21 protein-coding genes are annotated in these 22,925 nt (G+C 45.8%); 13 read left to right on the top strand and 8 right to left on the bottom strand.

The window, feature by feature from the left end; translation table 11 throughout:
• Positions 1-2 precede the first annotated feature (2 nt).
• Positions 3-2,045, top strand: a complete 2,043-nt coding sequence (locus tag NDI42_RS04260) for an ABC transporter ATP-binding protein (protein ID WP_190452848.1) — start codon at positions 3-5, stop codon at positions 2,043-2,045.
• 226 nt (positions 2,046-2,271) lie between these two features.
• Here the strand turns inward: NDI42_RS04260 and NDI42_RS04255 are convergent, their stop codons facing one another.
• A complete protein-coding gene (locus tag NDI42_RS04255) occupies positions 2,272-4,068 on the bottom strand; it encodes a serine/threonine protein kinase (RefSeq protein ID WP_190452846.1) in 1,797 nt (598 codons plus the stop codon).
• A 289-nt stretch (positions 4,069-4,357) separates the two neighbouring features.
• Entirely contained in the window at positions 4,358-5,659 is a 1,302-nt protein-coding gene (locus NDI42_RS04250) for a serine/threonine protein kinase (protein ID WP_190452844.1), read from the bottom strand.
• 229 nt (positions 5,660-5,888) lie between these two features.
• Between NDI42_RS04250 and NDI42_RS04245 the strand changes: the two genes are divergently transcribed.
• The 4 genes from NDI42_RS04245 to NDI42_RS04230 all read left to right on the top strand — a co-directional run bounded on the left by NDI42_RS04245 (position 5,889) and on the right by NDI42_RS04230 (position 8,693).
• Positions 5,889-6,572: an S-layer homology domain-containing protein gene (locus tag NDI42_RS04245; protein WP_190452842.1), complete on the top strand. Its 684-nt coding sequence runs from the start codon at positions 5,889-5,891 to the stop codon at positions 6,570-6,572.
• Positions 6,573-6,716: 144 nt separating this feature from the next.
• Positions 6,717-7,559 carry an FAD-binding domain-containing protein gene (locus tag NDI42_RS04240; protein WP_190452922.1) on the top strand — a complete coding sequence of 281 codons (843 nt, stop codon included), beginning with the start codon at positions 6,717-6,719 and terminating at the stop codon, positions 7,557-7,559.
• A gap of 21 nt (positions 7,560-7,580) precedes the next feature.
• On the top strand, positions 7,581-7,997 hold the full coding sequence (locus NDI42_RS04235; RefSeq protein ID WP_190452840.1) for a hypothetical protein: 417 nt from the start codon (positions 7,581-7,583) through the stop codon (positions 7,995-7,997).
• A gap of 15 nt (positions 7,998-8,012) precedes the next feature.
• Positions 8,013-8,693: a chromophore lyase CpcT/CpeT gene (locus tag NDI42_RS04230; protein ID WP_199311053.1), complete on the top strand. Its 681-nt coding sequence runs from the start codon at positions 8,013-8,015 to the stop codon at positions 8,691-8,693.
• Here the strand turns inward: NDI42_RS04230 and NDI42_RS04225 are convergent.
• From NDI42_RS04225 to NDI42_RS04215, 3 genes are all read right to left on the bottom strand, one after another.
• Entirely contained in the window at positions 8,640-8,921 is a 282-nt protein-coding gene (locus NDI42_RS04225; protein WP_190452838.1) for a hypothetical protein, read from the bottom strand. The genes NDI42_RS04230 and NDI42_RS04225 overlap by 54 nt on opposite strands.
• Before the next feature lie 81 nt (positions 8,922-9,002).
• Positions 9,003-9,164: a hypothetical protein gene (locus NDI42_RS04220; protein WP_190452836.1), complete on the bottom strand. Its 162-nt coding sequence runs from the start codon at positions 9,162-9,164 to the stop codon at positions 9,003-9,005.
• A gap of 7 nt (positions 9,165-9,171) precedes the next feature.
• Positions 9,172-9,429, bottom strand: a complete 258-nt coding sequence (locus tag NDI42_RS04215; RefSeq protein ID WP_190452833.1) for a hypothetical protein — start codon at positions 9,427-9,429, stop codon at positions 9,172-9,174.
• A 218-nt stretch (positions 9,430-9,647) separates the two neighbouring features.
• Here NDI42_RS04215 and NDI42_RS04210 point away from each other — a divergent pair, with 218 nt between their 5' ends.
• Positions 9,648-13,571, top strand: coding sequence for a WD40 repeat domain-containing protein (locus NDI42_RS04210; protein WP_190452831.1), 3,924 nt, complete (start codon positions 9,648-9,650; stop codon positions 13,569-13,571).
• Positions 13,572-13,644: 73 nt separating this feature from the next.
• Here the strand turns inward: NDI42_RS04210 and NDI42_RS04205 are convergent, their stop codons facing one another.
• Positions 13,645-14,106 carry a putative quinol monooxygenase gene (locus NDI42_RS04205; RefSeq protein WP_190452829.1) on the bottom strand — a complete coding sequence of 154 codons (462 nt, stop codon included), beginning with the start codon at positions 14,104-14,106 and terminating at the stop codon, positions 13,645-13,647.
• A gap of 210 nt (positions 14,107-14,316) precedes the next feature.
• Between NDI42_RS04205 and NDI42_RS04200 the strand changes: the two genes are divergently transcribed.
• The 6 genes from NDI42_RS04200 to NDI42_RS04175 all read left to right on the top strand — a co-directional run bounded on the left by NDI42_RS04200 (position 14,317) and on the right by NDI42_RS04175 (position 21,240).
• Positions 14,317-14,853, top strand: a complete 537-nt coding sequence (locus tag NDI42_RS04200) for a PadR family transcriptional regulator (protein ID WP_190452827.1) — start codon at positions 14,317-14,319, stop codon at positions 14,851-14,853.
• Positions 14,854-14,914: 61 nt separating this feature from the next.
• Complete coding sequence (locus NDI42_RS04195) at positions 14,915-16,270, top strand: PQQ-dependent sugar dehydrogenase (protein WP_190452825.1); 1,356 nt, start codon at positions 14,915-14,917, stop codon at positions 16,268-16,270.
• 7 nt (positions 16,271-16,277) lie between these two features.
• Positions 16,278-17,654, top strand: coding sequence for a pentapeptide repeat-containing protein (locus NDI42_RS04190; RefSeq protein ID WP_190452823.1), 1,377 nt, complete (start codon positions 16,278-16,280; stop codon positions 17,652-17,654).
• Between the two features lie 62 nt (positions 17,655-17,716).
• Positions 17,717-18,142 (top strand): pentapeptide repeat-containing protein, encoded by a 426-nt coding sequence (locus NDI42_RS04185; protein WP_190452821.1) that lies wholly within the window; start codon positions 17,717-17,719, stop codon positions 18,140-18,142.
• Positions 18,143-18,269: 127 nt separating this feature from the next.
• Positions 18,270-20,051, top strand: a complete 1,782-nt coding sequence (gene pyk, locus NDI42_RS04180) for a pyruvate kinase (RefSeq protein ID WP_190452819.1) — start codon at positions 18,270-18,272, stop codon at positions 20,049-20,051.
• An 802-nt stretch (positions 20,052-20,853) separates the two neighbouring features.
• Entirely contained in the window at positions 20,854-21,240 is a 387-nt protein-coding gene (locus NDI42_RS04175; RefSeq protein ID WP_190452817.1) for a hypothetical protein, read from the top strand.
• A 328-nt stretch (positions 21,241-21,568) separates the two neighbouring features.
• Here NDI42_RS04175 and NDI42_RS04170 read toward each other — a convergent pair whose 3' ends face one another.
• The gene (locus NDI42_RS04170; RefSeq protein ID WP_190452815.1) at positions 21,569-21,718 is read right to left on the bottom strand and encodes a hypothetical protein; all 150 of its coding nucleotides are present in this window, start codon (positions 21,716-21,718) and stop codon (positions 21,569-21,571) included.
• Positions 21,719-21,822: 104 nt separating this feature from the next.
• Entirely contained in the window at positions 21,823-22,017 is a 195-nt protein-coding gene (locus tag NDI42_RS04165) for a hypothetical protein (protein WP_190423913.1), read from the bottom strand.
• 529 nt (positions 22,018-22,546) lie between these two features.
• On the opposite strand from NDI42_RS04165, the gene NDI42_RS04160 reads away from it, so the two are divergent.
• Complete coding sequence (locus NDI42_RS04160; protein WP_190452813.1) at positions 22,547-22,882, top strand: STAS domain-containing protein; 336 nt, start codon at positions 22,547-22,549, stop codon at positions 22,880-22,882.
• The last annotated feature ends 43 nt before the right edge of the window (positions 22,883-22,925 follow it).

The raw sequence follows: 22,925 nt of genomic DNA, 5'->3' as shown, positions 1-22,925 counted from the left end.
CCATGAGTGACACCGTTCTAGACGTTCGCAACCTGCAAGTTCAATTTGCAACTGACGAAAAGCAAATTTTGGCAGTTGATGGTATTTCCTTCAAACTGGAGGGTGGGCAAACACTGGGAATTGTAGGAGAGTCGGGGTCGGGAAAATCGGTGACTTCCCTCGCAGTTATGGGTCTGGTGCCAAGTCCAGGGAAGATAAAAGGCGGCGAAATTTGGTTTAAAAACTCAAAAGCGAATAGCAAAGAAAAAGTTAATCTGCTAAATCTGACACCCGAAGAACTGCGTTCGTATCGCGGTGGTCAGATTTCCATGATTTTTCAGGAACCGATGAGTTCCTTAAACCCAGTTTTTACCTGTGGGTATCAGCTAGTCGAGGCAATCCGTCAGCATCAAGATATTTCCGAAAAGGAGGCAAAAAGACAAGCGATCGCGCACCTGCAAGAAGTTAAGTTACTCCCCAGCGATGAGGAGTTGAGAAAACGCTATTTAGAAGCAAATGAAGCGTTAAGCGAAGCGGAAGTTAATCGCCACATCAATCAGCAAAAACTGGCAATATTGGATCGCTATCCCCACGAACTCTCCGGCGGTCAATTGCAGCGGATCATGATTGCAATGGCCATTTCCTGTAACCCAGCAATACTAATTGCTGACGAACCGACAACAGCCCTAGATGTGACAGTACAGGCAACAATTCTGGACTTACTGCGAGAATTGCGCGATGCCCGTGGAATGTCGATGATGTTTATCGCCCACGACTTGGGCGTAATTGCGGAAATTGCTGACACTGTAGCCGTGATGTATCAGGGCAAAATTGTTGAGTACGGAACAGTTGAGCAGATTTTTTCCAATCCCCAACATCCTTATACCAAAGGTTTGTTAGCTTGTCGCCCCAGCCTGAATCGCCGCGTGCAATATCTCCCCACCGTCTCTGACTTCATGGAAGTTGTGACTACCTCCAGCGGCGAAATCGAGATTCGGGAAAAAACGGTTAATAGGGAAATAGTTGATAATAACGAATCATTAACAACAACTGCTCAAGGTTCTCCTTTAATCGTTAATAGGAATGACCCATCAACAATAGTAGGTCAAAGTTCATCTTTCATAGTGCGTAATGAACCATTAACAACGAACCCCGAACAATCAATCAGAATGGGTCATGCTTCCTCGTTCATAGTTAATAACGATGAACCACCAACGGAAACCCCAATTTTACAAGTCCGCGACTTGCAAGTAGGTTTTCCAATAAAAGGGATGTTTGGTCAAACCCAACGCTATATGATGGCGGTGAATAATGTCTCTTTTGATGTTTTTCCCGGTGAAACGCTGGGATTGGTAGGAGAATCGGGTTGTGGCAAAAGTACCTTAGCACGTACCTTACTACGCTTGATTGAGCCAATGAGCGGTCAGGTGATATTTGAAAATCAAGACATCACCAAACTCTCTGGAAAGTATCTGCGGCTATTGCGGCGGGAAATGCAGATTATCTTCCAGAACCCATATAGCTCCCTCGATCCACGCATGAAAATCGGAGAAGCTGTGATAGAGCCGCTACGCATTCATGGCTATGCGAAGACAAAAAAAGAATGCCGCGATCGCGCAACTTATCTGTTAGAGCGCGTAGGTTTAAATCCTATCTTGATGAACCGTTACCCTCACGAGTTTTCTGGCGGACAACGCCAGCGGGTGTGCATTGCTCGTGCTTTGGCACTAAATCCCAAGTTCATAATTTGCGACGAATCTGTATCAGCGCTAGATGTATCCGTACAAGCGCAAGTGCTGAATTTGCTTAAAGAATTACAGAGCGAATTTGGGCTAACTTATATTTTCATTTCTCACGACTTGAGTGTGGTGAAATTTATGAGCGATCGCATTATGGTAATGAACAAAGGCAAAATCGAAGAAATTGGTTCATCTGAAAGCCTCTACCTCGAACCGAAACAGGAATACACCCGCCAGTTAATTGCCGCCATTCCCACAGGCAGCTTAGAACAAATTCAGCAGCGTCAGCAACAGCGAACCAAAGTATCAGCCGTCAGCGAGAAATAACCCCTCTCTAACCCTCCCCGTTAACAGCACTACCGTGTATACAGAAATGGTTTTGGTTGGTTAGCAATTAGAGTTTTCGATCCCCCCTGACCCCCCTTGAAAAGGGGGGAAATCAGAGTCAAAGTCCTTCTTAAAAAGGGGGATTTAGCGGGATCTACAACCCCAAACTCTAGACCCAAGACCTCTGTATACACGGTAGCTGCAAACAGGAGTGGCGTTTTTTCCCCTACGACTTAATCAAATGCTGCTCAAACTTGCGATAGTTAGAAATCAACCTGGCACGCTCAAAAGGCGGGTAAAAAAGCATTGTTCCCAAAGGTAAACCAACTGCCAAAACAGCCAACATCACAAAAGGATTTAACAAGCCTATTTGCAACCCAATTCCTAAACTCATACCTAACGCAGTTGCTAACAGCGAAACTCCCACAGCCAGACTGTTACTGAATCCTCTTTTTAAGCAAATTGCTGCCAAACTTGCAGCTCCCAAACCAGTTATAAACATACCCAAATCTACCGCGCCAAACCCAGCAATAGTCTCAGAAGCTCCCCTAAACTGTTCGCCAAAACCAGTGACAAATAAAGCCACAATTCCAGTCACAAACAAAGCCACAACTGCATCAAGAGCCGCAAACTTAATTTTATTCTTGGCAAGAAGTTTAGATGCAACAGCAGCAGCAGCCGTCGCCGCAACCGCAGCCGCAACCCCAAACACAGCGACGAACAAAGTAACAAACGTCGCCATTACCACACCCATAGAACCACTATCAGCAACAACTCCACTCCAAGCTTCCGCCTCCACCCAAGCCCCTGCTAAAGCAAGTGCAACCAGCGAGGCTATAAAAATATAAGGGAGTTTTTTTGTAGCAATAGGAATCGGTGCGGTCTGAACTTTAACAGTTACAGCGTGAGTTTCTGGCAAAGAATTAGTGTGTAATAAAACCTGTCGCTCATAAGTTTTATTCGCCATCAATCTGCTGGTATTAACCTTAATTTTGCAATTAGATTGATTGCTTTCAAACTTGTCTAAATCAAAAGAAATCCAACTGTGTTCCTCTGGGGTATGCGGTGGGTCGCTTTCGTGTGGTGCAACTTCCCAATTACCCTCAAGTACCGTATCGGGAATCGAGTTAGTTATCGCGATACTTTGAGTTACCCTTTCACCTAATTTTTTTGCCTTGAATTCCAAACCCGATTGACTCAGCTTAACTTCTGGTACACGCATCACGTAAATAGGTTTCAGCGCTTCCAAGGCAGCAGCAGCATTAGAATAGCGGTCTTTTGGTTTAATTTCCACCATCTTTTGCAGCCACTCAATCCACCGCAAGCTAAGTTTAGGAACAAGATGCTTAAAATTGATGCGATAATCTTCATCAATTAACTCACCAATTGCTGTAGATTTTATTCCAGTCAGCAAGCAAATCAGCGTTGCTCCCAAACTGTATAAATCTGAAGCTTCGGTAAGATGGCGATGAAATAATTGCTCTGGCGGCATGAAACCTAAAGTTCCTTTTGCCACGCTACTCATCGTCACTTCACCATCACCAATTCTAGCTAAACCAAAATCCACCAGAAACACATTAATTTTCTCATCGACTAAGATATTTTCTGGTTTAATATCCCGATGAATAACAGTGGGAATGCGATTTTGCAGGTAAACCAGAATTTCTAATAGAGAAACAGCAATCTTTTTAATTTCATCGGGGTCAAAACTGCGTGGTACTGCTAATGATGGTGCCTTTTTATACTCTTGCACCATGCAAAAGCCATTTGGCGTTTGGAAAGAATCGAGGTAACGGGGAATGCTGGGGTGTTTTAGCCCTTGTAGCACTTGAATTTCACGCTGATAATTGTCGTATTCTGACCAACTGGCATCTGTTTGGGCGAATTGAAAATGCTTAATAACTACGGGTTGACGGGTTTTCAGATTTGCAGCCAGATAAGTTACTCGACCTCCGGCGCGGTTTTGTCCCAATTGTCGGACTACCTGATAACCGTGGCTAGACAAGTTTGGGAAGTTACTCATGTGTGTGAGAACGAACGCTCATTTCAACTATTTTATGCAACCGCTACGGATTGCATCACTCAGCAAACAAGGGACAAATGATCAAAGTTGCCCCTTCTGATCCTAGTTCACAAGTCCCGCAATCGGAATGCCAATTTTTGATGTGATTCACACGAGCAAAGTAGGTAAACTATACCTAGTTGAGAACTAGCTCATTAGAGGCTTGTAATTATTACACAGCGATCGCGTTTGAAACCCAGTATCTCCAAAGAAGTTAACAATTCTGGCAGTTTGGCATAACCTATCGACATTATTCAGCTAAAACAGTAATATTCTCCTTCACCACTTTTTGCCCATCTAGGGAGAACACAAAAGTCAAATCACCCGGCTTGTCAACATTTTTATCAAAATCATAAAAACACCCCGTACTCAAACTATTTTCTTCAGCCGTAAGAGTCGATTGAGCCGCATAAACCATGCGCCCCGTACTACTAAAAACTTGACATAAACAATCGTATTCTTTATCAATTAACTTAAAGTTGACATAAAAATAAATTCGCTTATTATTTTTTGAGATTGAAATATCTTTATTTAATACTTTATATTTATCATCGAAAGCATGGCTAAACTTTGCCAAAAAATCAACTGATAAAGTCGATTGAACTGTCTTGATTTCCGGTGCGTTTAAGTTAAAGCTTGGTGCCATCATCAAAGCAAAAATCCCCAAACCAACTAAGCTAAGGCTGGAAAGTGCAACAGCCTTAATTTCCAAGTTCCGTCGCTTATAACTGCGATTAACATCAATTGGCTTTAATGCTGCTTTGGCTGCGGCTGCGTTAGGATAGCGTTCTTTAAAATCTGGTGCCACCATTTTTTGCAACCAGTCAAAAAGATGCTGATTTATCTGAGGCACCAAATGTTTAAAATTAATCCGATAAGACGCATCGATTAAGTTACCAATTTTCGCTGATGGAGTGTTAGTAAGTAAACAAATCAATGTTGCACCTAAACTGTACAGATCGGATGCTTCCGTCAGCTGACGATTAAACATTTGTTCTGGTGGCATAAATCCCAAAGTGCCTTTAACAACACTACTCACAGCAACTTCGCCGCCACCGATACGAGCAAAGCCAAAATCCACTAGGTAAACCTTAATTTCCTCGTCAATTCCTACTAAGATATTTTCAGGTTTAATATCCCGATGAATAACGGGAGGCGTTTGATTTTGCAGATAAATTAAAATATCTAATAGTGAGAGGGCAATTTGCTTTATTTCGTCAAGTGTCCAGCAACGAGGTGAGGCTAAAGAAGGTGCGGGTTTGTATTCCTGCACCATGCAGAAACCACTGGGAGTTTGAAAGGAATCGAGATACTGCGGGAGACCAGGAGAGGAGAGGCTTTGCAACACTTGAATTTCTCGCTGATAAGCCTCAAAATCTGCCCAATTTGCCCCTGATTGGGCAAACTGAAATTGTTTAATTACAACCTGCACCTCCTCTTGGTAAGGCGGGGTACTTCTTGCCAGATAGGTGACGCGACCACCAGCACGATTGTGTCCTAGTTCGCTTTCAATTTTGTAACCGTAGGTAGAAAAATCTGGAAAGCTGTTCATAATGGTATGACGACGATTTTATATAACTATGTTGCTCTAAAAAACTGAAAACGGGAAGCGATCGCTTTCGACCAACTCCGCCGGAACAAAGCCAAAGCCTTCATCTTCTCTTTACATAGGGGGAAACTTAAAACTGCGCCCCTACTCTACTTTGATTAACCCGACTGGGGGATGAGTATCCGGATATATTTTTTGTACAGTAATAGTAACCTTAAAAAGGATTTTCATCATGCGTCGCGTCTTCAGCACTCTTTCCTTATTAGCACTTCTGCAATATTTTCCCGCAACTGTGAATGCTCAACAAACACAACCATCAGAACTACCATCTGACCCCGTTGAGCGAGTTATTGCTGCCAAATTGATGACTAACTATCCAAATGGCAATTTTTATGCTGAACAAATTATCAGCCGTGCCGAACTTGCTTCAATTTTAGTTAAAACCTTTAACCTTGATAAGCGTGAAGGTGCTGATAAACCAGGAGTTGTTGAAGTTCAAGATGTTCCGGCTTCGCACTGGGCATATAAAGATATTCAGACAGTTTTAAAAACTGGCATTATGAAAGGCTATCGGAAAAATATGTTTTTCCCAAATCAAAAAATCAATCGTGCCGAAGCCTTTTCCATCCTTGCCCAAGCTCACGGTGTATTTCAGTTTAATGATGAAACTGTGCAAACAATTATTGCCCAACATCCAGATGCAGGAAATATACCTGATTGGGCTAAAAAATCAATGGCAACTGCAATTTATGAGCGGTTTATAAACACTGATGAACAAGGCAACATTTACCCTTTAAATCCTATGAGTCGTGGTGATATGGCTTATGCTTTGAGTCAATTTTTAGAACGACAACAAATAACAGCCCCGTTGTTGCCTGAAGATTCGCCTTTCCCTGGTAGTTCGCGAGACCGATAGTTCTGGTACTTTTGTTTCTTCCAAAAAACCATTTTCTCTCTTGAAAAGAGGTTTTTGCTTTCCGCCAGCAGCAGGTCGCCTGTTAAACTTTATTAAGTCTGCGCGATCGCTCTTTATATGAACGCCACCCCAAACCATCGAGATATGCGGCGAGAATTTGCCAGCCGCGACGAATTGCTCGCCTACCTGGGCGAACAATTCCCCGCCGCCGCCGAACGCGATCGCCATATCAGCACTATTCTCGGAGGACGTAAAGCCGCCGAAGCCGCACTGAGCAAAGTAGATCCTCCCAGTTACGCCAAAAGCCGCAACTTTTTCACCGGGACAGTCACCCGCCTTTCACCTTATCTCCGCTACGGCGTCTTGAGCTTGGCAGAAGTGCGGGATGCCATCCTGGGCAAAGTCCAGAACCAAGCCGATGCCGAAAAACTCATCAACGAACTCGGCTGGCGCGACTATTGGCAGCGACTCTATGCCAAACTGGGAAACGACATCTGGAAAGACCAGGAGCCATACAAGACAGGCTACACAGCCCAAGATTATGCCGAAAAGTTACCGGAAGATGTTGACAAAGGTAGCACAGGTATGGTCTGTATTGACAGCTTTAGCCGCGATTTGCACTCCTCCGGCTACCTGCACAACCACGGCAGAATGTGGTTAGCAGCATATCTTGTCCACTGGCGGCGCATCCGTTGGCAAACCGGGGCAAAATGGTTTCTGCAACACTTGCTAGATGGCGATCCTGCCAGCAACAATTTATCATGGCAGTGGGTTGCCAGCACCTTCAGCCACAAGGCTTATTTCTTCAACCGGGAGAATTTAGAACGCTACACAGAGGGCGTTTATTGCCGTGAATGTCCGCTTTACGGTAATTGCGATTTTGAGGGCAGTTATGAAGAATTAGAGCAGCGACTGTTTCCCAAAGCTGAAGGTAGCGATCGCAGTGGCGGTAGCCGAAGTTTTCAGCGCGGAAAGAAGCGTCGTTAGCAAGTTTTGAGTTTTGAATTAATGAAACAGCCGATAATTTGGGTGCATGGAGAGTGTTTAAGTCCTGAAAATCCCGCATTGCAAGCATACCCCGAAAGCCCTGCAATATGGGTTTGGGATGATGCTTTGATCGAAGAGTGGCAGCTGAGTCTGAAGCGGATTACTTTTATTTATGAGTGTCTGCTAGAACTGCCAGTAACGATTCGGCGGGGTGATGTCGCTGCTGAAGTTATCGCTTTTGCCAAGGAACACAATGCCGATGGAGTCGTTACAGCAGAAAGTCCCAGCCCGCGATTTGACCACATTTGCGACAAAATTGAGGAATCGCTGGTTATCGAAGTGTTACCTGTTGAGCCATTTGTGAAATACGACGGATATATTGACCTTAAACGCTTTTCTCGCTACTGGCGCGTTGCCGAACGTTATGTTTTTGATTAGCACTGGGAGACTATTGTGAAGAATACAAGTATTAGAAATTTGATAGCGATCGCTCTTTTTTCCTCAACTAGCACTGTGGCTTATTCGCGTCCAGCACCGAATATCCAATCGATACCAATGCAGCAACAAGTTGGGGAAGTAGTGTCGCATTTAGTCGGAGTAATGGACACGTCTGCACAAGCGCAAGCCAATCCCAAAGCCCCAAATGTGAGAATGACTACCTGCAAAGTCAGCGTAGAAAATACTAAAAAAAATCCCAAGGTAGTTTTCCTCTACCAAGAACAAGCCATGTCCCAGAATCTTGCTAAACCATATCGGCAGAGATTCCTAAAAATTGCCCCCAGTGCTGATAACCAAAGCGTAGAATCGCAATCATTTAAACCACCAACACCAGAAGCTTTAATTGGTCTATGTAGCAAACCCGAAGCAAAACGTGTTGTCAGATTAAACGATATTGGTACTGCTAAATGCAGCGTATTTTTAAAACCTGACGGTGAAAAATACATTGGCGAGACACCAGAGGCGGGTTGTCCCAGCGACTACAAAGGCGCTGTCAAGGTAACAAACCGAATTGTGTTGCATTCTACTGGAATGGACACATTAGATCGCGCTTTTGATGCCGCAGGAAATCAAGTGTGGGGGTCAAAAGGTGAACCTTATCAGTTTCGGTGGGTTCAGCCAAGCGCGAGTCGCTGAAGCAGTTTCTTGGACGCGAAAAGCTTCTTGAAGTTGGTAGCGATCGCGGGCGTAAGCTTGCACAACGCTAATTTGACATTGCCGATACAGTTCCACTGGAAAATTCCCCGTGTTAGCTACTTCTAACGCCAGGTTTTCCCGCTTCGCTAGCTCAATTCGCTCCGATAAAGATTTGCCTGGGATTGAAATCTCGTCAGATGCAAGTATAGGATGAATATTTGTGGGCATTTTTCTGGGATAAATTCTTTGGCACCTACTCAGCTTGTAAGCTTGTCGCGTTTGTTCAAGGCTGAAGCCAGCGTGCGATCGCTAGCAGGGAGGTAGAGGGTGCGATCGCGGCTTGTGAAATTGTTGATAGGGAAATACAGACGCGATCGCCCTCCGCACGCGCAAGTGTTTTAGTGCTGTAGCAAACAGTGAAAACACAAGTTGCGATAGCAAAACTCTAAACGGATGTGCGATCGCACTCATTGATATCTCACTCTTTGCCTTTAATCAGATGCCAGACGAGCATAACTACACTAATCCAAAAGCCTACTGCTGGATCGAGCCAACCGACTAAACTGACAACTGTGAATTCACCGATCATAAACAGCTTTTTCTTATCCCATTTGAATTTTTTGGGAGTGTTCGCCAATGGCTCAGCGCTCTTGAAATTGTCTGGTTGCAATTGTTCGGCTTGGAGGTTTGAGTATAATGACTCAGTTTCGGTGAAATCATCTTTAACGATTTCCATCAATTTATATCCTGGTTTGCAGGTAGAAGCTTGAATGTTTAATTTGTAACTTTTTGAGATTTTGAATAGGAACTTTAAACCCTAATTCAAATGCCAACTTAAAGCCAATTTTCGAGTAAGCCAACTTAAAGCCAACTTAATTGGAAGTCAGCCCTAAACTCTGTTGTTAGAATGGCTGGAAGGCAAGAAGCAATGTTTAAATCACCGTCTGGTACTTTATGGGTGAGCCGCCGGAATCCGACAAACCGCAGCGGGGGAACGTCCCCGTTCAGGTGTCCTCAGCCTTGCAGCGGAGGTTACTCGAAGCGTTTGAGAACAGGTACAAGAAGCCGGGAAAAAGTCGTGCCCGAACTGGGGAATTTTTAACCCACTGGCCTATCCAACTGAGGACTGATGCCCCTTCAGACCAAGCGGTCTTGAATGTTTTGAAAGGAAAACGAGACACTGCTGAGCTTTGGCTTGTTGATGGCTTGTGTCGGCTGTTGATTGGCTATTCGTATGCAGAATGGAGCAGCCAGCCTACACAAGATCAAGGCACTTCGCCAGAACTGCCTCAACTATCTCAGTCACGTTCGCAGGTTGTTCTTCCTTGTCCGTATCGCGGTCTGGATGCGTTCCAGAAAGAGGATGCACTGTTTTTCTATGGGCGGGAGAATTTCATTGAGCAGCTAGAGGTAGCTGTGCGGAAAAAGCCCTTAGTTGCCGTGATTGGGCGTTCTGGTAGCGGTAAGTCCTCAGTGGTCTTTGCTGGACTCATCCCGAAGCTGGGTCAAAAAAGGGGTTGGCTCATCCGTGACTTCAGACCCGAAAAGCGTCCTTTTTACAATCTGGCTAAGGCGCTCATTCCCCTGCTGGAACCGAAGATGACCGAGACTGATAAGCTGGTTGAAGTCAGAAAACAGGCTGAGGCACTTCAGCAGGGAGACTTAGCGTTACAGGATGTGGTGGAACCCATCTTGCAGAAAACGCCCTCTGCCCAGCACTTTCTCTTAGTGGTTGATCAGTTTGAGGAGCTGTACACCCTTTGTCCGGTAGCCGAGGAGCGTGAGCAGTTTATAAATCAATTAGTGGCAACAGTCGAAGCAGTGGAGCAAAAACGGACACCGAATTTCACCCTGCTTATTACCCTACGTGACGACTTTTTGGGACAAGCGCTCGATTACCCACCTTTTGGGGAGCAGTTGCAGCAGTGGAAACCGGAATTCATCCTCTCGATGAACCCCCAGGAATTGAAAGATGCAATTGAAAAGCCAACCCAAAAACTCGATGTGCAGCTTCAAGAGGGGCTGACTGAACGCATTCTAGACACGGTAAGCAGAGAACCGGGAAGCCTTCCGTTGTTGGAGTTCGCCCTAAAGTTACTTTGGGAAAAACGAAGTGATGGCAAACTTACCCATGCTGCCTACGAGGAGATTGGCGGAGTCGAAAAAGCCCTAGCTAACCATGCCGAGAATGTGTATCAAAAGCTTACTGAGGATGAGCAGCAACGGGTACAGCATATTTTTACCCAATTGGTGCGTCCTGGTGAAGGAACAGATGATACCCGCCGACTGGCTACCCTTACTGACGTGGGACAAGACAACTGGGACTTAATAACATATTTAGCCAATCAGGATGCTCGTTTGGTTGTAACTGGATGCGATGAGACGACTGGAGAAGCAACGGTCGAGGTTGTGCATGAAGCACTGATTAGGGGATGGGAACGCTTGCGCCAGTGGATGGAGGCTGACCGCGAGTTTCGTATTTGGCAAGAACGGCTAAGGGCTGCAATCAATACATGGGAAAAAAGCCAACAGGATGAAGGAGCGTTCCTGCGAGGAGCGCTCCTGGTAGAAGCTGAAAACTGGATGAAAAAACCAGAGGACGTTATCAATTCAGCAGAAAAAGAATTTATCCAAGCAAGCCGAGAGCATCAAGAGCAGGAGGAGCAACGATGGCACAAGCTATACGAAAAGTCTGAGCAGGAGCGAAAGCGGGCGGAAATTGGCGAGGTCAATGCAACTCTCCGTGCCCTTAGTGCATCTTCACGAGAACTATATGACTCAGGTAAAAGGTTTGATGCACTTATGGAAAGCCTGAGAGCAGGAAGACTGCTGAAACAGAACTTTGATGTTGTCAAAGCTGATACTCGCATTCAGGTACTGACTGGGTTACTGGATGCAGTTGACGGCATCATAGAGCGAAATCGCTTTGAGGGACATAGCGGTAGTGTCAATAGTGTTAGTTTCAGTCCTGATGGTGAGTTGATTGCTTCGGCGAGTGCGGATAAGACAGTAAAACTCTGGAGAAGGGACGGCACCTTACGGCGAACTCTAGAGGGACATAGCGGTAGTGTCAATAGTGTCAGTTTCAGTCTCGACGGTGAGCTGCTTGCTTCGGCGAGTGCGGATAAGACAGTGAAGCTCTGGAAAAGCGACAGCACCTTTCTCAAAACCCTAGAGGGACATAGCGATAGCGTCAATAGCGTCAGCTTCAGTCCCGACGGTGAGCTGCTTGCTTCGGCGAGTGATGACGGCACAGTCAAACTTTGGAGCCGTGATGGCAGGGGAATCAGAACCCTTGACCATAATGAAGAGGTCACTAGCGAGAAGCTAAGCCCTAATGGAGTCGATAGCAGGTTTTACAATGCTGATGAGATTGGCGACGGGAAGTGGAGTCCTGATAAGGTCACTAGCGTGAATTTCAGTCCTGACGGTCAGCTAATTGCTACTGCTAGTGAAGTGTCTTACAGATTCGGCAGTATGTTTCGTTTGTCGAGAAAACTTTATAACACTGTCAAACTCTGGAGTCGTAGCGGCATCCTACTCAGAACTCTTCAAGGATATAGCCCTAGAGTCGATAGTGTGAGTTTCAGCCCGGAAGGTCAACTGATTGCTGTAGCTAGTGGTTCCGTTGTGGAACTCTGGACGCATGACTTTGTTTTTGAGCCAGGTTCCTACTCTCCGCTAAAGTCTAAGGGTGTCAATCATGTCAAAACCTTTGAGAGGCATAGAGATAAAATCTTTGAAGTAACTTTCAGCCCAGATAGCAAAACATTGGTCTCATCTGGCGGGGACGGCAGACTAAGACTTTGGGGCATCAAAGTAAGAACTAGCATCGGGTTCTGGGAAAATCGCAGAACTAAATTCGACGGGCACATTGATTCTGGCTCTAGTGTGAGTTTCAGCCCAGACAGCAAGACACTGGTTTCTACCAGTAGCGCCGTCACACTCTGGCATTCTGATGGCAAGTTGCTCAAAACCTTGGAGGGTCATAGTGGGAGTTTCAGCTCTGATGGTCGGAAAATTCTCACTATTACTGACAACACAGTTCAACTCTGGGATTGCGGCGGCATACAAATCAAAACTCTCATAGGGCATAGCGATTGTGTCCGGAGTGTAAGTTTCAGCCCAGATAGTCAGACCATTGCCTCGGCTGGTGCCGATAGGACAGTAAAACTTTGGAGGGTCGATGGCACCATGCTCAAAACTTTGGACTTGGATGTCTCTGGGGTAATTTTTAGCCCGGATGGTCAGCTTCTTACCTCCGCTAGTGATGAAATCGCCGTCAAACTTCGCGATCGTAACGGTAAGTTGATTAAAATTCTTGATTTCCCTGAAATAGATTTCACTCTAGATAGCCAGACAATCGCCACTATTGGAGATGACACCCTCAAGCTCTGGCATTGCATTAGCACCTTTCGTAAGACTTTAGGTGGGCGCTCTAGCTTGAGTGTCAGCCCGGATGGTCAGACAATCGCCACTATTGTTGATGAGGAAATCATCCAACTCTGGCATCGTGACGGTAAGTTGGTGAGCACTCTAGAAGCGCATCAGTCTAGTGTGTTTGACGTGAGTTTTAGCCCAGATAGTCAAATCCTTGCCTCGTCCAGTTCTGACATGACCGTGAAACTTTGGAGCCGCGAGGGTATTTTACTGAAAAGCTTTGAGACGGCTCCTATCTTTCAACTGAGTTTCAGCCCGGACGGCAAAACGCTAGCCTTGAAGGGTTGGAACCACTGTCCTACTCTAGAGCTATGGAATTTGGATCTCGATGATCTACTGGTGGGCGGCTGCAATTGGCTGCATGACTATCTGAAGACCAACCCCACTGTGAGTGAGAGCGATCGCCATCTTTGCGACGGTATTGGCACTGAGCAGTAGGCAGCAATTTGTGTTTTATCTGTGCTACAAAAGACGCGATCGCACTTCTCAACCAGCCACGCGATCGCATTCTCTAAATCCCTCTAACACTCGCTTCTGGGTTTTTCCTTCTGGGGCTGAAAACTAAACCTTTAGATGATTGGGGTTCTGGGATTTTTCGCTCAAGGTGAGCGGGTGAAGGCTTAGAGAGTTTGGTAGGATGCCCATTTGTCACCATACGGCGGTGAACATCTCCCCACTCAGGGAGGTTGCTATCTTCCTGTTGCCAGTGAACAACAGAAGCTTCATCACACCAGTCCTGAAGACGGGGCATAACATTTTTGTGAGCGCCTGAGTTGCGGTAAAACTTCATTGCTGCCTGTTCCTCCCAAGCAGTCAGCGTCCAAAATGTTCCGTTAGAGTCTCGCAGAAGTTGACCCTTTAAAAACCCAGGTGTATTGATGATCTGCCATGTAGACAGCACATTGTTCCACAAAAATGCTGGTAAATATAGAGGCGATCGCACGCGCAAGCGGGTAGCTGAAATAAACACCATTAGATGTTTCTCCTGTGTCTAATAGATTGAAAACTTATGCAGCTAGCTGTGCTTTTAGCACTCCAGAATGCGCCGCTGTTCTTCCGCCTGAGTGCGTGAGACGGTTGGCATGGGAATACCTCCACGTTCTAGTTGCACTATACTCAACTAATTGAGTATGTATCTTTAATTTATACTCAATTAGTTGTATATGTCAACAAGTTAGTTTTTATGGCTTTAGCTCACGCACTGTTAGCCTCTCTGATTAAGCAATCTTGTAGTGGCTACGATCTATCCAAGCAGTTCAATAGTTCTGTGGGCTTTTTCTGGAAGGCAAGCCAGCAGCAGATTTATCGGGAGTTGTCCAAGCTGGAAACTGAGGGTTGGGTGAGTGCCGAGATTGTTTGCCAACAAGGTCGTCCAGATAAAAAGCTGTACCAGGTGACAGAACTTGGACAAAAGCAGTTGACACAGTGGATTGCCCAACCGTGCGAACTTAGCCCGATTAGAGATGATTTATTAGTCAAAATATTTGCGGGGTCTGTGGTTGAGCCTCAGGTGATAGTGGAAGAATTAGAGCATCACCGCGAACTACACCAGCAAAGATTGGCTGTTTATCGAGATTTAGAGCAGCAATACTTTAACAATGGTCAAGACTTGTCACCAGAAGCAAAATTTCGCTACATAACGCTCAAAAGAGGTATTAGCGACGAGACGAGTTGGCTGGCATGGTGTGAGGAAGCGATCGCACTTTGCTCAAGTTCGTAAGGGAAGTGATCGCATCGGGCCGCAATGACTACCCTGGAATTAGAGTTCCTAAATTGTTGACATGAAATCCCGATATTTTTTGTTGCTGCTACTAATACTCACCACAACAGCAGCCTGCGACTCAACACAAGCATCCCTCGACCCCCAGACAACTCAACAAGTTGAACAACCACCTCAAACTACACCCCAGCTAAAACAACAGTCACAACAAGCCGCGCAGACTAAAAACGTGGTGCGAACCCAACCACTCACGCCCCAACCAATTCGCATCACCCTCAACAACTTACCCAAACCCTACGCCACCGACAGCGCCTCCAACTCGCCCAACGTAGTATCAGTACCCCAAAACCCCACCCTGCGCGTCCCACAAGGCTTTGTAGTCAACGTCTTCGCCGAGGGCTTAGACGCCCCTCGTTGGCTTACCCTCACCCCTAACGGTGACGTGCTAGTAACCGAAACTCGACAAAATCGCATTCGCCTACTGCGCGACACCAACGGCGATGGCGTTGCAGATGTCAACAAAACCTTTGCTACTGCACAAAACGGGGTAAATATACCCTTTGGCATGACCTTTGCAGGCAACAACTTCTTCCTCGCCAACACAGGCGAAGTCCGACGATATCCCTACAACCCAGGACAACAGCAACTTAACGGCACAGGTCAAAAAATCGCCACCCTCACCCCAGGCGGCTATAACCAACACTGGACGCGCAACGTAGTAGCCGCACCCGACGGCAAAAAGCTTTACGTGTCCGTTGGTTCCCGTTCCAACGCCGATGAAGAACCACTGCCACGCGCCTCAGTACAGGTGATGAATCTCGACGGTTCCAACCAACAAACCTTCGCCTCCGGCTTACGCAACCCAGTCGGACTTGATTTTCATCCCACCACGGGCGAACTTTACGCCACCGTCAACGAACGCGATGGACTAGGCGACGACCTCGTACCAGACTACCTAACCCGCGTCCAACAAGGAGAATTTTACGGCTGGCCCTACGCTTATCTGGCACCAAATCGCCTCGACCCGCGTCAGGTGGTCAATGGCAAGAGTAAACGCCCCGACCTGGTAGCGAAAACAAAAACGCCCGATGTTCTCTTCCAAGCACACTCAGCAGCTTTGGGATTGCAGTTTTATGACGGGAAGACCTTCCCAGAAAAATATCGCAATGGTGCATTTGTTGCCTTTCGCGGGTCTTGGAACCGCGACCAAGGCACGGGATACAAAGTTGTCTTCGTCCCCTTCTCTAACGGGCGTCCTCAAAGCTACTATGAAGACTTTCTCACCGGGTTTCTGCTAAACCCAGCCCAAGCAACCACTTGGGGGCGTCCGGTGGGTTTACTCGTACTGCCTGACGGCAGTTTGCTAGTTACGGAGGAAGCAAATGACCGAATTTACCGCATTCAATATCAAGGATGAGGGATGAATGACTATAGCGCCAGAGAAAGCATTTGCTTGCATTGATGGGGCAGTTCATCGCCCTAACTGGTATATTAACCCCGCCTTCGTGGGTTTGGCTTGCGCGGTTGCAACTTTAGTCGTCGGAGTGTTGGTCAACCCAGCGCAAGCGGCCAATTCTCGACACGTAGAACGATTACTCGAAACAAACGCCTGTCCCAGATGCGACCTGAAGAATGCCAAGTTGGACAATGCCAAGCTAAAGGGTGCTGACTTGACGGATGCTGATTTGGAAGGGGCAGACTTAAGTAGTGCTGACCTGAGTGGTGCCAAGCTAGAAGGTGCCAAGATGAACGGTGCCAAGCTGGTTATTACCAACTTAGAGAAGGCAAACTTAAGGGAAGCAAAATTGGGGATAATGCGATCGCGTAATGAAGACCGCAAGGACTCTAAGCAAGCTAAGGAATTTCCTGCTGATTTGCGGTACGCCAATTTAAAGGGCGCTGACTTGTATAACGCTGTCCTAACCAAAGCTCAGTTGAGTGGTGCCAAGCTAGAGAATGCGAATCTGAATTTTGCTAATCTGGTTGATGCTGATTTGCTCAAGGCAAATTTAAGTAATGCTAATCTTGCGGTTGCCAATCTAGTAAGGGCAAACCTGGCAGAGGCAAAACTGAACATTGCTGACTTAACGGGTGCTAACCTGGCGGCTGCTAACCTGACGGGTGCCGAACTTGATAATGCCAAGCTGGGTAGTGCTAACCTGAGCGAAGCCAAGCTTAATCAGGCATACTTGGGCAATGCTGACCTGAATGGTGCTGTTTTGGCTGAGGCGTCTCTTCTTGGCACCTTGTTGCCGAATGCTAACTTGCAGAGTGCCAATCTTACCGATGCTAACTTGAGTGGTGCTAACTTGAGTGGTGCTAGTTTCAATCGTGCTAATCTGACTACGGCTGGGCTGAAAAATGCTAATCTGACAAATGCCAAGTTAGCGATCGCTAATCTAAGTGGTGCTGACTTGAGCGGTGCCAACCTCAATTATGCTTACCTGAGTGAAGCTAATCTGATTAATGCAAACTTGAGTGGCACAAACTTGCGCGAGGCAAATCTGCGTTCTGCTAATCTAACTGGTGCGTCTTTAGTTGGTGCAAATCTGGTTCAGTGCAATCTGATTAGTGCCATTTTGAAGGAGGCTAATCTGAGTTATACCAATTTCAGCACCGCAGATTTGAGCGGAGCTGATTTGGGAGATGCTAATCTAAGTTACGCTAACCTGACAGAAGCAGATTTTCAGGGGGCTAATCTAGCTGAGGCTAATCTCACAGGTGCCAACTGGCAGGAGGCTAAGCTGAAAGGTGTTATCGGCTTGAACAGATATTCGCCTTCCGAAACGGCAGCACCTTAAAAAGGTAAAAGTCAAAAAAAGACTACTACTACTGATTGAAAGCAGCTGTTGCATCAAAAAACATGAAACGAGAAATACTAACTGTAGCTGCGTTGTTGATGCCTTACTATTGGGCGATGCCCGTTAAGGCGGATAATCCAGAACACGTTCAACGGTTAATGGCGACGAATCAATGTGAATTTTGCGACTTGAGTGGCGCTAGCTTTACAGGGAGTGACCTGAGCAATGCTAAGCTCAAAGGTGCCAATTTAGCTAACGCCAACTTAAGCGGTGTGATTCTGGCAAATACCGACTTCACGGGAGCTAATTTGGCTAATGCTAACTTGAGCAATGCGGTTCTCAATGGTGCTAACATCAGCGGTGCAAATCTGCAATTCGCCGATTTGCAAAATGCAAGTCTTTTAGGAGCGATCGCTAGAGAAAAAGCAGAGTTGGCGGGTGCTAACCTCAAGGGTACAATTATGCCTGATGGCAGAATCCACAACTAGGCTCGTTCCCTGACGCGATCGCAACGCAAAATTAGAGCTATATACTATCACTCAGCGAAATATGATAGTATCCCTTTTGCTTTAGTGTTGTTAGCAGTCCTCTTCTGCTCTCCCTGAAATTTTCCCCATGCAACTGCGAAATTTCCTGCGCCGGACAAAAATTGTTGCTACGATTGGCCCCGCTACCAGTCGTCCAGAAGTCCTACGCGATTTAATTGAAGCGGGTGCGACTACTTTGCGCCTCAACTTTTCCCACGGCACCCATGAAGACCATCAGCGTAGCATTCGCCTGATTCGCCAGACAGCTTTTGAACTAAATCAGCCAGTCGGCATTTTGCAAGATTTGCAAGGGCCGAAAATTCGTCTGGGACGGTTTGAAAATGGGTCTATAGTTTTAAGGAACGGCGATCATTTCATTCTAACTAGCAAACCAATCGCAGGCTCCCAGGAAATTAGCTCTGTCACCTACGAACCTCTGGCCGATGAAGTCCCCTGTGGTGCCACGATTCTGCTTGATGACGGCAAAGTTGAAATGGTCGTGGAAAAGATAGACCGCACTTCACGGGAATTGCATTGTCGCGTCGTCGTAGGGGGAACTCTCTCCAACAACAAAGGCGTGAATTTCCCAGGTGTCTACCTGTCAATTAAGGCGCTTACTGACAAAGACCGTAAAGACTTAATGTTTGGTCTTGACCAGGGCGTTGACTGGGTAGCGCTGAGTTTTGTCCGCAACCCCCAGGATGTGCTGGAAATCAAAGAGCTAATTTCCAATGCTGGTAAGCAAGTGCCAGTGATTGTCAAAATTGAAAAGCACGAAGCCATCGAGCAAATGGAGGCGATTCTTTCCCTCTCTGATGGCGTTATGGTGGCTCGCGGTGACTTGGGCGTGGAATTGCCTGCGGAAGATGTCCCGATTTTACAAAAGCGTCTGATTGCCACCTCGAACCAGCTGGGCATTCCCGTGATTACGGCGACTCAGATGTTGGACAGCATGGTGAACAATCCCCGCCCAACCAGGGCTGAAGTTTCCGACGTGGCGAATGCCATTCTTGACGGTACCGATGCGGTAATGCTGTCGAATGAGACTGCTGTCGGTAAATACCCCATCGAAGCTGTGCAGACGATGGCAGCAATTGCCGTGCGGATTGAGCAGGAAAAAATCGCCCCGAATGTCAAAGGCACCACCCGCTCTATCACTAATGCTATTAGTCAGGCTGTCGGTCAGATTGCCGAACAGTTGGGGGCGGCGGCGATTATGTCGCTTACGAAAAGCGGCGCTACTGCCAGAAATGTTTCCAAGTTCCGACCAGAAAAACCGATTTTGGCAATAACTCCCCATGTGGATGTAGCGCGACAATTGCAGCTGGTGTGGGGCGTGAAACCCCTACTGGTGCTGGAGTTGCCTTCAGCTGGTCAGACGTTCCATGCGGCAATCAATGTGGCTCTAGAGAAGCAGATGCTGATTGAGGGCGATTTGGTGGTGATGACCGCCGGAACGCTGCAAGGCGTATCTGGCTCCACCGACTTAATTAAGGTTGAGGTGGTGACTTCGGTTCTGGGTAAGGGCATTGGCATCGGACAGGGCGCGGTCAGTGGTCGCGCGCGGGTGGCTCACACTGCCAGGGAAATCGGAAACTTCAATCATGGAGAAATTCTGGTGGTGCCTCGCACTAATGCTGATTTTGTTGATGTAATTCGCAAGGCATCTGGGATTATTACTGAGGATGAAAGTTTGGCTTCTCATGCGGCTGTGATTGGCTTACGCTTGGGTGTTCCGGTAATTGTGGGCGTGAAGAAGGCAACGGAAATCATTCGGGATGGAGCGATTCTGACGCTGGATATGCAACGAGGTTTGATTTACTCCGGTGCGATGGGAGTGAATTCTGCAAATTCGGTGCTGCCAGTTTAAGGGAGATTTACTGCCAACCCCTTCTCCCTTGATGGGAGAAGGGTTGAGGACAATACATCTCGGTTAACGTTGTGATGCAACACATTTGCTCCCTAATCCCTAATTTATCGGGGATTGGGGAGCAAACCTTAATATTTTTATTTAGGTAAGAAATATAGCATATTGCTTATAGAAAGAAATTATATAGCAATCCTATTTGAGTTGTGATGTCCTAGCACTTTAGATCCCCGACTTCTTAGAGAAGTCGGGGATCTGGCATTCACGAATCATTTAGGACTGCTATAGAGATCGCTTATCCGCAAAGCGTCAAAATTTCTTCATTCTGGCAGTGACATTAAAGCCAAGGCACCAGCCAAAATTTCCTTTTTATTAACCAGTATAGATACTTCCCAACAGCGATTTGTGCAATTTTCGACTTGCTCCCTTATCAGATGTAATAGCCTAGCTGCTAATATTATTAATAATGCCATTTTTACTTTTTGATTCGAGTTATTCAACAATCGTCAATGAGTCGTGGATAGCCCGATTTAGCAGCAATTCTTTAAGTGTAAATAGTTCTTGCATAAATATTGATTTGTGAGATTCTAGCCCTTCAGATCCCCGACTTCTTTAAAAAGTCGGGGATCTCGCCTTCAGGAACCAATTAGGGATGTTATATTAGGTTGTTATTGTTATATTTGGTAGCGATCGCTCATCTGGGAGGACGTGCCAAGCGTAGCACCAAAGGTACTCCAAGCTTACCCCCTAAAGGGCATCTAACTTCTACAATAAAGAAGCAATAAGAAAAGTCCTATTTCTTCCTGTGAAGCAAGCCTCAATCAGTTCCGCTCCTAACTTTCAGCCTTACCAGATTGTTTGTTTAGAGTATGAAAATTCTCGCCTGTACGCTGAAGTTATTCAAGTTGTGACTTCACGACAGGTTTGCTGGGTGCGCCCTTTAATGCTTACTGTATTACCAAACAAGGATGCTAACCCATTACCAATGCTGTACAATTTGCGTCAAGGTGCAGATTTAGTATGGCCTGTAAGTTTGTTTCGACCTGCACTTGATACAGAGGTGATTCCTCTGTTAACCCAGATGGATGCTCCAAATGCGCCAATAACCGACGCAACTGAAGGCCATCGGCAACTTACTTGCTTTGTCCGCCAGGTTTGGCAAGTCTATAAAAGTGAGTTTCAGGCTTCGTAGCGAATGTTTGCGTCTTTCATTTCTTGAATCGCTTCGCACATCCGTTCATCTGCTAGTCTCAAGGTAATTCAGAAGAAGCTTCCCAACATCGTAGCCTTTACAGTGGGTACAATGATGCGGCATTTCTCTAAGACAGGGAGATAAATTCTTTCCAGGTATTTTGGATTACTTTTTTCAAGCCTATGAAATACACAACTGCGGTGTTTGAATTTAAGTCTTTGACAGCAAAACAGTATTTCATTCATGCAGCAGATGAGCGGTAATCTTTGGTTCGCTGATCTGGTAGATAATGATGAGTCAATGGATTGTCAATTACTTCGTGCATCGCCTAGACAATATCTGCTGGCGTTGGACGGTCAGGAGTGCCGACGTCCATGTTGATTATGTCCACCCCTAAGCCGACTATTTCATCCTGATTGCTGTTAATCTCAGCAAATATATAGGGCAAAATATTCTTTAGGCGTTTAGCAAACGGCATGGAAGTTTAGCAACTGAAAAAATGGCGTTATAATGAACCATCAGACAGTTTACCGCCAAGTGGGACAAAAAAGGCGATCGCCCAAATATGAGTATTTTGCCTTTTTAGCAACTTGCCACAAGTTGAATGCGACCTGCATCCATCTCTGACATAAGTAATTCCAGTGCCTCATAATCTACATCAGAGATGTAGCCTAGCCTGGTCAGTTCATAGTTTATTTCACTCTCTATATCTGGAGTCAATTTCTTAATATGGAGAGCTTTTTCTACCAGTTGACGAATAACGAATCTAGTTCTCATAAAAACCTATAGAACTCCGCATATAAAAATTATCAATTATATATCTAGTTGAGAGAGTGATCTAATACTGGATAGCAAAGTGATCCAAATCACTGTTTTTTTAAATTTGAGATTACTTTTAGTTTTTTTACAATTTTATTTATCTTATCTGTTTCAGATTTAACATAAATATTATGGCTTCCTAAGGTAAGCGATATTGTCTAGCCTTAGGTTTGAACCCTAGCTTGGCTTCGCTAAGTGCAGAAATAAAGAATAATTTAAAAGCTAGTGCATCTACCATAGGTTTGATTTAAGGAGGGGGAATAAGTTAAGAAGATATATGCCTAAATGCAACTAATAGATTTATTAAATTATGTCCGTAGTATTTGACACTGAAAGTTAAAGCTTATTGAAAACTTTAAAAAATAGGGGTCAAGTAATGAAGATTTGGCAAAATACCTAGGAAGGAGTAGGCAATTCAAGAATTTAGAGTATATCGTCAAAGCTATCAGACAATTTTTTGATTATTAGCTCAAGCAGGATATACGCTATGCAAAGTACACTGGTCCGCTTAAACATTACGGTTGTTTGCCCCCAAGGTCACGTAAATGCTTCCAACGCGGTAGAGCTTCAAGGTGAACTGACAGCGGCGGTTTCCTCTGAACAGTCCATAGTGTTAGTTGATATGGCTGGAGTGGATCTTTTGGATAGTGCTGGACTCATGGCGTTAGTATCCGCTCACCGTTTAGCTCATAAATTAAATCGGCAGTTTGGACTCTGCTCGGTTTCGCCCTCGATTCGGATGATTTTTGAGCTGGCTCAACTTGACGGTGTATTTGAAATTTTTGAAAATCAGTCAGCATTTGAAGCAGCTCAAAAAGTCTAGGGACTAGGAAATATCGAATTTTGCCCGCTGAGCGTAACTACTT

The sequence above is a fragment of the Funiculus sociatus GB2-C1 genome (assembly GCF_039962115.1).
Classification (GTDB): domain Bacteria; phylum Cyanobacteriota; class Cyanobacteriia; order Cyanobacteriales; family FACHB-T130; genus Funiculus; species Funiculus sociatus.
Note: the sequence above shows the minus strand (reverse complement) of the source record. Positions and strands in the feature narration are given on the sequence as shown.